The 15,022-nt window shown below is 33.7% G+C and carries 13 protein-coding genes; 5 read left to right on the top strand and 8 right to left on the bottom strand.

Annotated features, from left to right (window positions below; translation table 11 throughout):
- Nucleotides 1-9 precede the first annotated feature (9 nt).
- Nucleotides 10-921 carry a heme o synthase gene (gene cyoE / locus NGI30_RS06850; protein ID WP_251516121.1) on the bottom strand — a complete coding sequence of 304 codons (912 nt, stop codon included), beginning with the start codon at nucleotides 919-921 and terminating at the stop codon, nucleotides 10-12.
- A 279-nt stretch (nucleotides 922-1,200) separates the two neighbouring features.
- Between cyoE and NGI30_RS06855 the strand changes: the two genes are divergently transcribed.
- Nucleotides 1,201-2,109 (top strand): COX15/CtaA family protein, encoded by a 909-nt coding sequence (locus tag NGI30_RS06855; protein ID WP_251516119.1) that lies wholly within the window; start codon nucleotides 1,201-1,203, stop codon nucleotides 2,107-2,109.
- Nucleotides 2,110-2,159: 50 nt separating this feature from the next.
- Here the strand turns inward: NGI30_RS06855 and NGI30_RS06860 are convergent, their stop codons facing one another.
- From NGI30_RS06860 to NGI30_RS06870, 3 genes are all read right to left on the bottom strand, one after another.
- Nucleotides 2,160-5,609, bottom strand: coding sequence for a pyruvate carboxylase (locus tag NGI30_RS06860; protein ID WP_251943139.1), 3,450 nt, complete (start codon nucleotides 5,607-5,609; stop codon nucleotides 2,160-2,162).
- Nucleotides 5,610-6,029: 420 nt separating this feature from the next.
- The gene (ftsW, locus tag NGI30_RS06865; RefSeq protein WP_251516115.1) at nucleotides 6,030-7,250 is read right to left on the bottom strand and encodes a cell division peptidoglycan polymerase FtsW; all 1,221 of its coding nucleotides are present in this window, start codon (nucleotides 7,248-7,250) and stop codon (nucleotides 6,030-6,032) included.
- Between the two features lie 329 nt (nucleotides 7,251-7,579).
- Nucleotides 7,580-7,855, bottom strand: a complete 276-nt coding sequence (locus NGI30_RS06870) for an Fpa/YlaN family protein (RefSeq protein WP_251516113.1) — start codon at nucleotides 7,853-7,855, stop codon at nucleotides 7,580-7,582.
- A gap of 291 nt (nucleotides 7,856-8,146) precedes the next feature.
- Between NGI30_RS06870 and NGI30_RS06875 the strand changes: the two genes are divergently transcribed.
- Both NGI30_RS06875 and NGI30_RS06880 read left to right on the top strand, forming a co-directional pair.
- On the top strand, nucleotides 8,147-8,629 hold the full coding sequence (locus NGI30_RS06875) for a hypothetical protein (RefSeq protein ID WP_251516111.1): 483 nt from the start codon (nucleotides 8,147-8,149) through the stop codon (nucleotides 8,627-8,629).
- The gene (locus NGI30_RS06880) at nucleotides 8,630-8,803 is read left to right on the top strand and encodes a DUF2197 domain-containing protein (RefSeq protein WP_251516109.1); all 174 of its coding nucleotides are present in this window, start codon (nucleotides 8,630-8,632) and stop codon (nucleotides 8,801-8,803) included.
- A gap of 51 nt (nucleotides 8,804-8,854) precedes the next feature.
- Here the strand turns inward: NGI30_RS06880 and typA are convergent, their stop codons facing one another.
- On the bottom strand, nucleotides 8,855-10,702 hold the full coding sequence (gene typA, locus NGI30_RS06885) for a translational GTPase TypA (RefSeq protein WP_251516107.1): 1,848 nt from the start codon (nucleotides 10,700-10,702) through the stop codon (nucleotides 8,855-8,857).
- Nucleotides 10,703-10,799: 97 nt separating this feature from the next.
- On the opposite strand from typA, the gene NGI30_RS06890 reads away from it, so the two are divergent.
- Nucleotides 10,800-10,991 (top strand): DUF5325 family protein, encoded by a 192-nt coding sequence (locus tag NGI30_RS06890; RefSeq protein WP_251516106.1) that lies wholly within the window; start codon nucleotides 10,800-10,802, stop codon nucleotides 10,989-10,991.
- A 90-nt stretch (nucleotides 10,992-11,081) separates the two neighbouring features.
- On the opposite strand, the gene NGI30_RS06895 is transcribed toward NGI30_RS06890, so the two are convergent.
- Nucleotides 11,082-11,897 (bottom strand): inositol monophosphatase family protein, encoded by an 816-nt coding sequence (locus NGI30_RS06895; RefSeq protein ID WP_251516104.1) that lies wholly within the window; start codon nucleotides 11,895-11,897, stop codon nucleotides 11,082-11,084.
- Nucleotides 11,898-12,126: 229 nt separating this feature from the next.
- Between NGI30_RS06895 and NGI30_RS06900 the strand changes: the two genes are divergently transcribed.
- Nucleotides 12,127-12,738, top strand: a complete 612-nt coding sequence (locus tag NGI30_RS06900) for a YktB family protein (RefSeq protein ID WP_251516102.1) — start codon at nucleotides 12,127-12,129, stop codon at nucleotides 12,736-12,738.
- Between the two features lie 62 nt (nucleotides 12,739-12,800).
- On the opposite strand, the gene NGI30_RS06905 is transcribed toward NGI30_RS06900, so the two are convergent.
- Complete coding sequence (locus NGI30_RS06905) at nucleotides 12,801-13,280, bottom strand: DUF4064 domain-containing protein (RefSeq protein ID WP_251943140.1); 480 nt, start codon at nucleotides 13,278-13,280, stop codon at nucleotides 12,801-12,803.
- A 273-nt stretch (nucleotides 13,281-13,553) separates the two neighbouring features.
- On the bottom strand, nucleotides 13,554-14,729 hold the full coding sequence (gene auxB / locus NGI30_RS06910; RefSeq protein WP_251943142.1) for a lipoteichoic acid stability factor AuxB: 1,176 nt from the start codon (nucleotides 14,727-14,729) through the stop codon (nucleotides 13,554-13,556).
- Nucleotides 14,730-15,022: the final 293 nt, after the last annotated feature.

Below are 15,022 nucleotides of genomic sequence, written 5' to 3' on the forward strand. Positions count from 1 at the left end.
AATATATAATTAGAACATTTGAATAAGTGAGACCACAACTACGAGTACAAAGAATACTACTAAATAATTTAAGGAATAAATAAACATCTTTGTAGCCCATTTCGTTTGATCTGAATCCTTTTTAAAGCTTGTTAATCCCATATAAATCCAACCGAGATTTAGTAATGTCGCTAATATAATAAATGTAACACCTAAATCGCTTAATAGGAATGGTAATGGAAGTAATAGTACAAGCCAGATAAACATGCTTACTCTCGTACGTTTAAATCCTTTAACTGAAGGTAGCATCGGGATATTAGCTAATGAATATTCATCTTTTCTCTTGATGGCTAAAGCGTAAAAATGAATTGGTTGCCAACAAAATACGACTAAAAATAATGCAATAGCTACCATACTGATATTTCCTTCAATAGCAGTCCAGCCAATTAACGGTGGAACTGCACCAGGAAAACTACCTATTACAGTATTCCATACAGTGTGTCGCTTAGACCAAATTGAGTAAAAAGAAACATATCCTACAATGCCTAACAGACCAATGACCCCTGATGGAATATTTAGTGCAAACAATAATGCTTCCCCAATAAGCATCATCCCAAAACTTAAAATTAATAAGTTTCTATCGGAAATACGTTCATTAACTGTGGGTCTTTGTTGTTTACTAGGCATGATACGATCGATATCTTGATCGTAATAATTATTTACAGCACATGCCCCACCCATGATTAACGTAGATCCTACTATCATCATTAATATTTGTGGTACAGACGAGAGAAAGGAGTGGTTTGCCAACACTATCGCAAGCCAAGCACCTGCAAATGCAGGAATTAAGTTACCTTGTACAAGCCCCATTTTAATAATTTGCTGTAACTCTTTAAAAGTTAATCGGCTTGTGTCATGTGACAAAGTGATATCTTTGTTCATAATCTCCCTCCTAAATTTTTCATATAATACAATGATATATTATTTTATAGTGATTTACTACATGTTTATCTAGATATTTGTGACACTTTAAAGACATTCAAAAATCGTCAATTTTATGACACAATTACTATATCATTTATTGTTATAATTATAGTTAAGGTTTATTATACGTTAAACAAAGATTATATTTGGGAAGTTAAAGCGCAATATTATCATGTCTTTATACGCTATTACATTTTATAAAGTCCCAATAGTTATTTTTAAGTGGGGTGTTCATTATTGTTTAACAAACGAAATCTCAAATGGTTATCGGTAACAGCTACACTTATCATGGTATGGGTACAACTTGGTGGAGCATTAGTGACGAAGACGGGTTCAGCAAATGGTTGTGGCTCTGATTGGCCATTATGTCACGGTGCGCTCCTACCCCAAAATCTACCGATACAAACGATTATTGAATTAAGCCATAGAGCTGTTTCTGGATTATCATTAATAGTAGTTATCTGGCTCACAATAGTAGCATGGAAACATATCGGTTATATCAAAGAAGTGAAGCCATTATCACTTATATGTATCGCCTTTTTATTGTTGCAAGCACTTATCGGTGCAGCAGCTGTCATGTGGCAACAAAATGCATACATTCTTGCCTTACACTTCGGTATTTCTTTAGTATCTTTCTCTTCTGTATTTGTATTGACGTTAATCATATTCGAGGTGGATCGAAAATACGAAGCAGATGAGCTATTCATTAGAAAACCTTTGCGTATCTATACATGGATTATGGCAGCAATTGTTTATTTAACGATATATACGGGCGCACTTGTACGCCATAAAAAAGCAAGTCTAGCATATGGAGATTGGCCATTACCGTTTCAAGACATTATCCCTCATAACTCACAAGATTGGGTTAATTTCACTCACCGAGGTATGGCATTAATCGCATTTATTTGGATTATGCTCACGTTTATACATGCGATTAATCATTATAAACATAATCGCACTATTCGTTATGGATATACGGCATCGTTTATTCTTGTGATATTGCAAGTGACAACAGGCGCACTATCAATCATTACACATGTGAATTTATTTATTGCACTATTGCATGCACTATTTATCACACTGCTCTTCGGATTAATTACGTACTTTATCGTACTCATGTTAAGAACAATACGCAGTGCAAAGTAATTCAATTTAGGAAAAAGGCAACGTCACATCAATACGTGACGTTGCCTTTTTTACTCTTCAGATTCGAATTCTACTAATAAATCTCCTGTTTCAATTGCATCATCTTGTGCTACCGTAATATTTTTAATCACGCCATCAAATGGTGCTTGAATTGTTGTTTCCATTTTCATTGCTTCTGTAATAATGAGTGGTTGTCCACTTTTAACAGTATCACCAATTGTCACTTTCACTTCATTTACTGATCCTGGCATCTGTGCACCAATATGGTTTGGGTTAGATTTATCGGCTTTAGGTTTCACACTTGCGTTTGTTTGTGCGTTTTCATCAGTGATATAAATACGACGCGCTTGACCATTCATATCATAAAAGATAGTACGCACACCCTCTTCATCAGGTTCATTGATAGTTTTGAGCGTAATAATTAAACGTTTACCTCTATCGATTTCAATCTCAACAGTTTCATTAGCACGCATACCAAAGAAAAATGTTGGTGTATCTAATAAAGATATATTACCAAATTGTTCTTGAGTTGCTCGATATTGTTCATAAACCTTTGGATATAGTACATAACTGATAATGTCTTGCTCGGTAACCTCATTTTGTTGTTTATTTTCTAGTTGTTTACGAATTTGTTCAAAGTCCACAGGTTCAAGATATTCACCTGGTCTCGCTGACAATGGCTTCTCACCTTTCAATATGACATCTTGTAATTGCTTGTTGAAACCATTAACCGGTTGACCAATTTCACCTTTGAAAAAGGATACCACAGATTCTGGAAAATCTAATTTATGTCCTTGATCAATTACTGATTGTTCGTCTAAGTCATTTTGTACCATATATAATGCCATGTCTCCGACTACTTTAGAGGATGGTGTAACTTTTACCAAATCTCCGAATAGGAAATTCACACGTCGGTACATATCTTTCACTTCATTAAATCGATGACCAAGTCCTAAACTTTTAGCTTGTTGACTTAAATTAGAATACTGTCCACCTGGCATTTCATGTTGATAAATTTCAGTATTCGGCGATTTTATATCACTTTCAAAATCACTATAATATTGACGAACAATATTCCAATAATGCGATAGCGATTCTAAACCGTTTACGTCGGTACGAATGTTACGTTCAAAACCATTGAGCGCATAAGCTAAGGAATTACCACTTGGCTGACTCGTTAATCCGCTCATTGCAGCCACTGCAGTATCTATAATATCTACACCTGCATCTATCGCTTCTTTATAAATCATTAATCCGTTACCACTCGTATCATGTGTATGCAAATGAATTGGTAAATCAATAGCCGCTTTCAATTCACCTACAAGTTCATATGCTGCTTTCGGCTTTAATAAACCAGCCATGTCTTTTATCGCTAACATGTGGAACCCTTCTCGTTGTAAGGTCTTAGCCATTTTCACATAGTAGTCTATCGTATAAATATCAGATCTGTTTGGATTTAAAATATCACCCGTATAACAAATAGTACCTTCAGAAATCTTACCGGCATTGAGCACCGCTTCATTGGCAACTTTCATTTGATCTACCCAATTTAATGAATCAAATATCCTGAAGACATCAATACCCGCTGCTGCACTCTCTTTCACGAACTTTTTAATCACATTATCAGGATAGTTTTTATAACCAACAGCATTTGATGCTCGTAACAACATTTGGAATAACACATTCGGAATAGCTGTTCTTAATCTTTCTAAACGATCCCATGGGTTTTCTTTTAAAAAGTTATAAGCCACATCAAATGTTGCACCGCCCCACATCTCTAAAGAAAAATGATCTTGCATTACATCTGATGTTTTCGAAGCGATATTCATCATATCTTTCGTACGAACACGCGTAGCTAATAATGACTGATGGGCATCTCTAAATGTCGTATCAGTCAATAGCACATCATCTTGGTCTTTAACCCATTTAGCAACTGCTTCAGGTCCCTTTTGATCTAATAATTGCTTAGTACCTGAAAGACTTTCAATGTATTGCTTCGACACAGTAGGCGTTTTAAAAGTTTCAAAATGAGGTTTCGGACGCTTATCTACGTTTGGAAATCCATTAATCGTGACATTACCAATGTATTCTAGTGTCTTTGTTCCTCTATCTAAAGAAGGTTGGATATCAAATAATTCAGGTGTCTGTTCAATAAATTTCGTTGTATAATCTCCCGTTTTAAAATTTGGATGACGCATCACATTAATTAAAAATGGTATATTCGTTTTGACGCCTCTTATACGCATTTCTTGTAACGAACGATCCATTTTTTCTTCGGCCTGCTTGTAGGACATGCCATGGGTAGATAATTTTACTAATAATGAATCATAAAAAGGTGATATTTCTGCACCTTGGAAACCGTCACCAGCATCTAGTCTCACACCGAACCCACCACTTGAACGATAAGCGATAATTCTCCCTGTATCAGGCATAAAGTCATTTAACGGATCTTCTGTTGTAATACGACATTGAATAGCATACCCTAATGTCTGAATCGAATTTTGTTGTGGCATTGAGATAGCTTCGTCAAAGAGTTTCTCACCATTCGCAATTAACAACTGCGTTTTGACGATATCGACACCTGTAATCATCTCAGTAATGGTATGTTCAACTTGTACACGCGGATTCACTTCAATAAAGTAGAAGTCTTTACCCGATACTAAGAATTCAACAGTCCCAGCATTAACGTAACCGATATTTCTCATGAGCTTAATTGCTTCCTCACATATTCGCTCTCTCAAATTGTCCTTTAAAGCAACAGAGGGTGCTACTTCAACCACCTTTTGATGACGTCGCTGAATAGAACAATCTCGCTCATATAAATGTACGATGTTCCCATGTTCATCACCAATTACTTGGACTTCTATATGTTTTGGATTATCAATATATTTTTCAATATAAACTTCACTGTTGCCAAATGACTTTTCAGCTTCTGATTTAGCTCGGTAAAATGCATCTTCTAATTCTGATTCAGAATTAACTATACGCATCCCTTTACCGCCCCCACCACTTATTGCTTTAATCATTAATGGGTAACCAGCTTCTTCAGCGAAAACTTGCGCCTCATTATAACTTTCAATTGGTCCATCTGTACCAGGAATAACCGTCAAACCTGCATTAATCGCAGTCGTTCTTGCTTTAACTTTATCCCCAAACATATCAAGATGTTCAGTGTAAGGACCTATAAACTTAATTCCTTCTTCGGCACATCGACTGGCAAATGTTTTATTTTCACTTAAAAATCCATAACCAGGATGTATCGCATCAACGTCTGCATGTTTAGCAACCTCAATAATCCGTTCAATATTTAAATAGGATTCAGCCGGTCCAAGATCCTCGCCTACTAAATACGATTCATCTGCTTTATATCTATGTAAAGCACCTTTATCTTCATTTGAATATATTGCTACCGTTTGAATGTTTAATTCTGTTGCAGCTCTGAAAATTCGTATTGCAATTTCTCCTCGGTTAGCTACTAATAGTTTATTGATTTTTTGCACAATAAAGCCCCCTTAAAGTGATTGAATATTCAAAAAATTAGGGATGTGAATTTATTAAGAAAAATCAATTGCTTATGAATGAAACATAAAATACTGGAAAGTGAATACAGTACGACTGAGTCATCACTCCATGTATCAGTTTTTCCTCATATATTCGTAACAACTTTACTTACCTATCAAACATACTTTAAATTTACTTATTTCCTACATCTATTTTTCTTAATCCCTAGAGAAAATATTTTATCATAAATATTGCATAATTAGAAGTTATACAAAATCATAATGAAAACTTATGTAAATAATTTATAGCTTACGACTGTTTTACTCTTACATATACACAGTGTATAAACGCTAATTGAAATTTAGCATGAACTAAAATAGGACTAGAACATTTCCTGTTCTAGTCCCTTTATTTATACATTATTTAACTACATTGAATCGTTTGGAACCTTGCTTTTTCTTAGCTTCATCTTTCTTGATTTGCTTAGCTGTTATTAATAATAGACCCATGGCTATACTTAAACTGATCATTGAAGAACCACCGAAACTAATGAAAGGTAATGGCACACCTGTTAATGGAATCGTGCCTGAAATACCGCCTAAGTTTACAAATGTTTGTGAACCGATATAACTTGCAATACCTACACAAACTAATTTATAGAAAAATGAATTCGTTTTATTAGCTAATTCAAAAGCTCTATAGACGATATAAAATAATAAACAAATGACAAATAATCCACCAAGTAATCCTAATTCTTCACAAATAATTGAAAAGATAAAGTCGGTGTGTGGTTCAGGCAAGTAACCTAATTTCATAATACTGTTACCTAAACCTTTACCAAATAAACCACCATTACCAATTGCGATTAATGAGTTAGAAATATGGTAACCCGTACCTGATTCCTTATTGAATGGATTAGTCAACGTACTAAAACGTGCTGTTAAATAATCAGGCACTAAACCAACGAGTAGTAATAATGTTCCTATAATTGCGATTGCTAATAATATGACTAAACCAAATTTAATTGATTTTTCAACTCCGATTCCAGCATAGAATAGTATAGAGAAGAAAATAATAACAATTAATAAAGTTTGTCCAATGTCACCTTGTAAAAATACGAGCGCAATACAAAACGCCATTAAAATAATTGGTGACGTTAATAGTTTGGGTTGTTTAAAAATCTTTGGCCGTTTTTTCTCAATCATGTATGGTAAGTAAAGAATTAGTGCAATCTTTAATAATTCGGAAGCTTGTAAGTTCATAAATCCTAATTTAATCCAACTTCTTGAACCATTGATATTACTTCCGATTGCTAATGTTGCAACTAAAAGCACAATAATTCCCAGTATCATAATCTTTTGAAAGCGTGTTGTTTCAAGAATTTTAACATTCATGAAAAAGGCCATAAAGAACACGAGTATTAAACTCATAATTACATACACTAACTGTCGTGTGTAAAAGTAAGTCCCCGGCACGGACACCCCACCAGTCAATGAACCTTTCGTAGCAGGTACCATACTCGCACTATATACCATGACCAAACCAATGAGACATAAAAGTAGGTATGTAATTACTAATGGGAAATCGATATATTTGACGTTACTGCCTATATATCGAAAAAATTGCTTTATGTTATTCATTTGACATATCATCCAATTCTACTTATTATTCATATCAATTTTGTTATGTTCACAGTATAAATTAAATTTAAAAGCGAAATTTATCTAATAAACAGTGAGCTTGTTTCATTATATCAAACTTAGTCGTATTTTCTCGAATAAATATATCTTAAATTTAATATTTCAGTTTAACTATTGTTGTTTTGCCGTCAAAATTAAGAAAAGTGACTAAAAGATCATCAATGAGTTTGATATCCTAGTCACTCTTCATTATTTATATCGATTTATATTTATTGTTACTGTCAATTTCTTAAATAGATTTAAAATCAATATAATTTATCTTAGACCAATTATACATTTGTAAATGCATCGTGCAATTTAGAAAGTTCTTTCTCTAATCGAAGCATTAAATCTTTGCCCGCTTCGCTTTCTACTAAACCTAATTCGACTGCGAAATCTACTTCCTTTTGCAAACCATACATTTGCGTGTCAAGAACCTCTTCGTATAATGGGCATTGAGGTAAAGTAAGATTATCCATCTGTACTTTAATGAGTTGTAGAATACGATTTGCATCTTTATTTAATTGGTCATATGCCGCATTATTAAGCTGATCACGCTTGGCCATGACATACTCCCCCTATCAATTGTAACTTTATAATTAAAAGTGTATCTTACTAAATATTAAAAAGCAAGTAAATTTCCTAATATACTTTAAACGATTTTATGTGATAAAATGGACATTAAAGAAAAATTTATCCTTACTATTTATAGTTCTCAGATGAGTGTTTTAACTTAAAGTTAATAGAAAATTGAGAAGTATTCATTTTAAATTAATGATTACCTATTTTTTTCTGTTACTTAACTACATTTTATAAACAAACTATAAATAAATTAAATATATATTAGGAGTGGAATTATGATTCAAATAACGGGTGCAGTAAATTTTCCAATTACGTTAGATAGTACGACTTGGATTTTTGATGATCGAAAGGTTCAATTAGAAGATTTAGAAAATGGTGTCTTCGATGGTACTAAACCAATTAGCTTTGATGATAATCGCGAATGGAACCGTGCAATTTTAGAAGGTCAAACAAATCCTCCTACATTAAACTCAGAAATTAAGTATAAAAAACGTGCAGTATTAGAAGGTTCATTCGTTATCAACATGACACCATTCTTTAAAAATGCTGAAGTCAAACCGAATGGGACAGCAATTCGACTTTTCAATGATGAAAATCATATCGAAGTACCAATCGATTTATTACCATATTTATTCTTCCAATTTGCTAAAGATGGAAAGAAATTATATTCAGATAACGCCGTAGATAGTTTCGTATATATTCCTGAGGAAGGTTATTCTTATCAGTTCGAACACGTAACAAATATAGAGGTGATTTAAATGAAGAAAGTTCAATGTATCATTTGCGATATTGAAGTATATATCGATGAAAATACATTAGAAGCTAAACGTTTACGCAACGATCCTATGCATACATTTATGTGTGATGAATGTAAGAGTAGGCTTGATACACCAAAACATCGAAATCAAGAAACGACTTTCAATCACCATTAAAGATAAAAAAAACCTGAAGTACAGTAATTGTACTTCAGGGCTTTTTTATCTTTATTCTTCCTCTTGCATCATTTGTTTAACACGTTTTGCTTCTTTTTCACGTGCTGATTTATTAAGGATTTTCTTTCTAATACGAATTGTTTCTGGTGTCACCTCAACAAGTTCGTCATCATCTATAAATTGTAATGCTTCTTCTAAAGTCATAACTCTTGGACGTTTCATTGTTACTGTTTGGTCTTTGGTAGCAGAACGTACGTTAGTTTGGTGTTTTTCTTTTGTGATATTAACAGTTAAGTCATTTTCACGATTATGCTCACCAACAATCATACCTTCATAAACTTCAGTTCCTGGTTCCATGAAGTTTGTTCCACGATCTTCTAAGCCCATGATTGCATATGAACTTGCTTGACCTTTGTCTAATGAAACGAGTGCACCATTTCTACGACCACCTAGACGACCTTTCACGCGAGGTTTGAACTCTTCAAATGTATGGTTAATAATACCATAACCATGTGTTTGTGACATGAATTCAGTAGTGTAACCGATTAAACCACGTGCTGGAACCATAAAGATAATACGTGTAAGGCCATTGTCAGTTGTAACCATATCTAACATTTCACCTTTACGTTGTCCTAATGATTCAATTACTGCACCTGTGTACTCTTGTGGTACCTCACATTGTACACGCTCAAATGGTTCACATTGAACGCCATCGATTTCTCTTAAAATAACTTGCGGTTTAGAAACTTGTAACTCATATCCTTCTCTACGCATGTTCTCAATGAGAATAGATAAGTGTAATTCACCTCGGCCTGCTACTGTCCAAGTGTCAGGTGATTTCGTTGGTGTAACCTTTAATGAAACGTCTGTCTCTAATTGTTGATCTAGACGTTCTTCGATTTGACGTGCAGTAACGTAGTCACCTTCTCTACCAGCAAATGGTGAGTTATTTACTTTAAATGTCATTTCTAATGTTGGTTCATCTATTCTTAATACTGGTAATGGTTCTTGATTGTCGTGAGGCGTTACTGTTTCCCCAACGTTAATATCTTCCATACCTGAAACGGCAATTAAATCTCCTGCTTGTGCTTCGTTTACTTCTTCTCTTCTTAGACCGAAGTAACCGAAAATTTTCGTAACACGGAAGTTTTTAACTGATCCGTCAAGTTTTAATAGTGATACGTTGTCACCAACGCGCATCGTACCTCTAAATACACGTCCAACGCCGATACGTCCTACATAATCGTTGTAGTCTAATAATGCGACTTGGAATTGCAATGGTTCATCTTTATTATCAATTGGTGCTGGTACGTATTCAATAATTGTTTCATATAATGATTTCATGTTTTCATCTTGTTTATCTGCTTCTAAGCTCGCAGTACCATTCACAGCTGAAGCATAAACTACAGGGAATTCTAATTGTTCGTCAGAAGCTTCTAATTCGATGAATAAATCTAACACTTCATCAACTACGCCTTCTGGTCTCGCTTCGGGTTTATCAATTTTATTTACGACCACTACTGGTTTTAGGTCTTGTTCTAACGCTTTTTTCAATACGAAACGTGTTTGTGGCATCGTACCCTCATAAGCATCTACAACAAGGACAACCCCATCAACCATTTTCATAATACGTTCAACTTCGCCACCGAAGTCAGCGTGTCCCGGAGTATCTAAAATGTTGATACGTGTATCTTTGTAATCAACCGCTGTATTTTTGGCTAAAATTGTAATACCACGTTCTCTTTCTAAATCATTAGAATCCATCGCTCTTTCATCTACATGTTCGTTTTCACGAAATATACCAGATTGTTTTAATAATTCATCAACTAATGTTGTTTTACCATGGTCAACATGGGCGATGATTGCTATATTTCGAACGTCTTCTCTCTTATTAGTCATTTTACAATTTCCTTTCTAGAATAGATTCCCACTTTTCTTTGCAACTTATTTATTATATCATATAATATGTTAAAGAAAACTATAAAGGTGTGGTTGGATGCAACAAAAAAAATCAAAATCAATATTTTGGATTTTAGCAATAGTTGCAATTTTATTCTTGCTATTATTTAGCTTTAGTTTAGCTGCTTCTAATGTTCCAATGATGATTTTAACACTTATATTGTTCATTGCAACATTTGGTGTTGGCTTTACGCTTAAAAAGAAATACAGAGAAAATGATTGGTTTTAAATCAGTTATTTTGAGCTATACAACTTTTTGACGCAAGATCCTATGTAAAGGGAACTTGCGTCCTTTTTTATCAACATTAATAGTAGACATTTAGTTATTTAAACGTTCATGTAATAAATTTATCGTTGATTGATGTTTACTAAAATGTTGTTGCATTAATTCTTCATGTAATGATGGATTTGCGATAACTACAGAGTTTGCTTGATAAATAGATAAATCGCCACCCTTCAAGTTAGAGGCTTTACCATTTACTTCATTTAAAATAATAACGCCGCCTGCAAAATCCCAAGGCTGTAATCGTGGTGTCATATATGCTGCTAATTTACCAGTAGCAACCGCTACAATTTCCAAGGCTGCAGATCCGTATGCTCTAGAACTTCGAGCGGATTCAACAATTGGTTTAAACATTTCTCCTAACTTTGGTTTCGTTAGCCAGTTTGGATTGATTCCAATAATACTACGGTGCAGTTGAGTAGCTTCTATTTGAGGTAAAGGTTGTTCATTTTCAAATGCACCTTCCCCTCTTTTCGCATGATACAACACATCATTCATGACATCATACACGAAGCCAGCATAGGGTTGCCCATCTTGAAAAATTCCAATAGAAATGGCGAAATTTTCTTGTTGATGCACAAAGTTTAATGTTCCATCAATCGGATCAACTACCCATGTGATGCCTTCCACATTTGTTATATCGTGACCATGACCTTCTTCACCTATGATGGAATGGTTCGGATATGTTTTATTAACATTTTCTACGATATAAGCTTCAGTTGCTTTATCTACGTTTGTCACTAAATCATTTGGATTCGATTTAGTTTCAATATTAATATCTTCTTTCATTATTTTTTTAACGTTATTACCTGCCTCAATGATGAGCCCTTTCGCAAATTCATATACAGACATACAATCAGCTCCTTTTACACCTTTATTATAAGTTAAAAGCACAATAAATGCTGTTAATTATATAAAGGAATAATGTATGTACTTTAAAGCTTTATAATCATCGTTACCCTATTATCTTCCCGTTTACACTTACGATATTAACAGAACAAATATTAGCTAATCCTATGCGATGAGCCGTGATAAAATCTATGCTACAATAAATAAAAACGTGAAAAGATAGGAGAATTTCATGACTAAATATACTTTTAAGCCGAATGATTTTAAATCGTTTGAAGTTGAAGGTCTTAATGAACGAATGGAAGCCCTTGATAAACATGTTCGCCCACAACTCAATGAACTGGGGACGTATTTTGCAGAGTATCTAGAAACAACCACTGGTGAAACGTTTTACCCACATGTAGCCAAACATGCGCGTAGGAGTGTCAATCCACCAGTAGATACATGGGTTGCTTTTTCCACTAATAATCGAGGTTATAAAATGCAACCTCATTTTCAAATAGGTTTATTTAGAGATCAATTATTTGTAATGTATGGCGTCATGCATGAGGCTAAAAATAAGGCTGATCAAGTAAAAGTGTTCGAAGATCAATTTAATAAACTGAAAAATTTACCCGACGACTATAGTATTAGCTTAGATCATATGAGTCAGAAAAAGACCTATATCAATGAAATGACTGACGATGACATTAAAAAAGCGATAGATAGAGTTAAAAATGTTAAAAAAGGTGAACTCTTTATAGCTCGTACTTTATCACCACAAGACAAGCAATTAAAAACTGATAAGGCTTTTCTAAGCTTTATCGAAGACACTTTTGAACATTTCTTAATGTTTTATCGATAAAGCGAAAGAGGTGTGGGCATGTAAGTAAATGCCCACACCTCTTTTTCGTTAAATAACGATATTTAATAAATATAAGGGTCGTTTTCTTTTTTCTGTTGATGTTGGTGGTTCATATCTTGTTCTTTATTCGTAAATTGCTGATTTTGATGCGTAGTGTGCTTTTTGCCATTACGTACAATGAGCATAATCGCTACGACCACCCAAAGCAATGCTGAGAGTAGATTCATAGTGAAAAAGACTAAAAGAGCAATAACAAAAAATAAGCATATACATAACACACGCTTTTTCTTCATAATCAATGTCGCAATGATTCCTAAAATAACAACCGCACCTAATATTCCTAAAAGGACAGGCATCGCCATTTGCGATTGTGCCATTGTTTGATCAGCATTAGCCCCTAATTGATTTGAACTTTTAAGACTAGCTTTAAATTGAGGCGCGTTATTCATGAATAAATAGGATATGAGTAATATTATAAAATATATTGCACTTATCCCTATAGCAATCCAAGAAATAATTTTCTCTGGCATTCTGTTCATCATAATTCCCCTTTCAAATATGTAGTTCAATCATATCAAAATTAAAACAATATCACTAACGACTATAACAAATTTAAGCAATCATGATTCAAAAAAAGAGTCTGAGACAAAAATAAGTGTCTCAGACTCTTTATCAATTTGGCAGTAGATGTCTGAATTGAAAATACGCTTAGAACAAGCTTTTTCAATCCTAGTCATCCTTGCCGGGGTGGGACTACGAAATCTCTATTAGAAAATTCGATTTCTGTTCCACTCCCTTTTACATTAAAATCGATATTATTTTTCTTCGTCGTTGTTAGTTTTTGAATTCGTCTCTACGTTTTCATCTTGAGTTGAATCATGAGAATGCATTTTTTTACGTTCATCAAAATTCATTCTACGTTGATTGACTGCACTTGGTTGTTGCTTTCTCAATTCTTTCTTACGACGTTTTCTTTCTTTCTTTTCTTGTTTGATACGTTCTTTTTCCTCAGCTTTTTGTTGTTTCATTCTCGCTGCTTCTTCACGTTCTTGTTGTTTACGACGCTGTGCCTCTTCACGTTCTTCTTGCTTTCTACGTGCTTCTTCTTCGGCTTGTTGTTGTTGCTGTCTTTGACGTTCTTCTTCAGCTTCTTGTCTTCTAAGTCGTTGTTCTTCTGTCTCTACGTGATTGCCTTTTTCATCATAAACATTGCTCACTTGACCAAACTCGTCTTTACTATTTTCAATATCATCACTATTGTCTTTTTGAGCTTTATTTTTATAATTGTATTTAGCTTGTCGAGACAACACTTGAGGTTCATCATCATCTTTTTTATTGTAGTCTGAATTAACCTTTTCTGCTACTGCTGAACTATAACCACCTCTTCTAAGTTGTTGATCTTGATGATCGTCTTCATATGCATCAGAAGTAGGTTGATGTTTATAATGATTGTCTGCTTCAGGTTCATAATCATAGTCATAATCTGAATCATATTCATGTTGGTTACCAGCGTAATGCGCAGGCACGATTTCAGATTTGTCTTTTCTAGCAAACATCATAATTGCAATAATGAAAAATAGCACTGGTATAATTAATGTTACGAGTGGTACAACAAGTGGTAAAGTTATAACCATCGCTAATAAGAATAAAAATCCTGATAAAATTCTAATGTTCATGGAAATTAAAGCCAAGAATGATATTAATAAACAAATGATTAAATATACAATTAATGCCCAAATACCATTTTGCAACCATATAACAAATTGTGTCGTATTAAAATTACTTGTTCCAAGAATTTGTTGGATTAAATCATTATTATTTAAAAAGCTTTCTAAATTTCGAATTGAACTGTCATCACTAAATGATACTAATGCGATAAACATCGTTGCAATAGTTAAAAACAGTAAAAACAGCCAACTCAACCAACCCAATACCTTTTCTGCAAGACGGCTCAAAGGACGTCTTACTTGAGTATATTGCTCTCCTGACATGTTTTACAACTCCTTACGTTTCTTATCAAACTATTATACCGAAATCATTATTAAATAACTACTCACATCTACTTAATTGAAACACTTTTAACCTTGGAATGAGGACATGTTTTAAGTGTTACGTTATTAAATTACATGTTTTGTTTTGCATAAAAATAACATATTTAGCTCATTAATGAAATCAATAAATAGTAATATATGTTTTACAGTAACTCTCACTTTAATAAACACTTTCATTATTTAAATAATTTCTAAAAAGACAAATACCTCTAAAAATTATCATACAAAAGTAT

It is taken from the genome of Staphylococcus sp. Marseille-Q5304 (genome assembly GCF_943737015.1).
Classification (GTDB): Bacteria; Bacillota; Bacilli; order Staphylococcales; family Staphylococcaceae; genus Staphylococcus; species Staphylococcus hsinchuensis.

What these genes read in the sequence shown, in the direction of transcription:
- NGI30_RS06905 (WP_251943140.1), bottom strand. Translation starts at nt 13,280, where the DNA reads ATGATGAACAGAATGCCAGAGAAAATTATTTCTTGGATTGCTATAGGG.
- NGI30_RS06875 (WP_251516111.1), top strand. Translation starts at nt 8,147, where the DNA reads ATGATTCAAATAACGGGTGCAGTAAATTTTCCAATTACGTTAGATAGT.
- NGI30_RS06900 (WP_251516102.1), top strand. Translation starts at nt 12,127, where the DNA reads ATGACTAAATATACTTTTAAGCCGAATGATTTTAAATCGTTTGAAGTT.
- typA (WP_251516107.1), bottom strand. Translation starts at nt 10,702, where the DNA reads ATGACTAATAAGAGAGAAGACGTTCGAAATATAGCAATCATCGCCCAT.
- NGI30_RS06895 (WP_251516104.1), bottom strand. Translation starts at nt 11,897, where the DNA reads ATGTCTGTATATGAATTTGCGAAAGGGCTCATCATTGAGGCAGGTAAT.
- auxB (WP_251943142.1), bottom strand. Translation starts at nt 14,729, where the DNA reads ATGTCAGGAGAGCAATATACTCAAGTAAGACGTCCTTTGAGCCGTCTT.
- NGI30_RS06890 (WP_251516106.1), top strand. Translation starts at nt 10,800, where the DNA reads ATGCAACAAAAAAAATCAAAATCAATATTTTGGATTTTAGCAATAGTT.
- NGI30_RS06880 (WP_251516109.1), top strand. Translation starts at nt 8,630, where the DNA reads ATGAAGAAAGTTCAATGTATCATTTGCGATATTGAAGTATATATCGAT.
- NGI30_RS06870 (WP_251516113.1), bottom strand. Translation starts at nt 7,855, where the DNA reads ATGGCCAAGCGTGATCAGCTTAATAATGCGGCATATGACCAATTAAAT.
- cyoE (WP_251516121.1), bottom strand. Translation starts at nt 921, where the DNA reads ATGAACAAAGATATCACTTTGTCACATGACACAAGCCGATTAACTTTT.
- ftsW (WP_251516115.1), bottom strand. Translation starts at nt 7,250, where the DNA reads ATGAATAACATAAAGCAATTTTTTCGATATATAGGCAGTAACGTCAAA.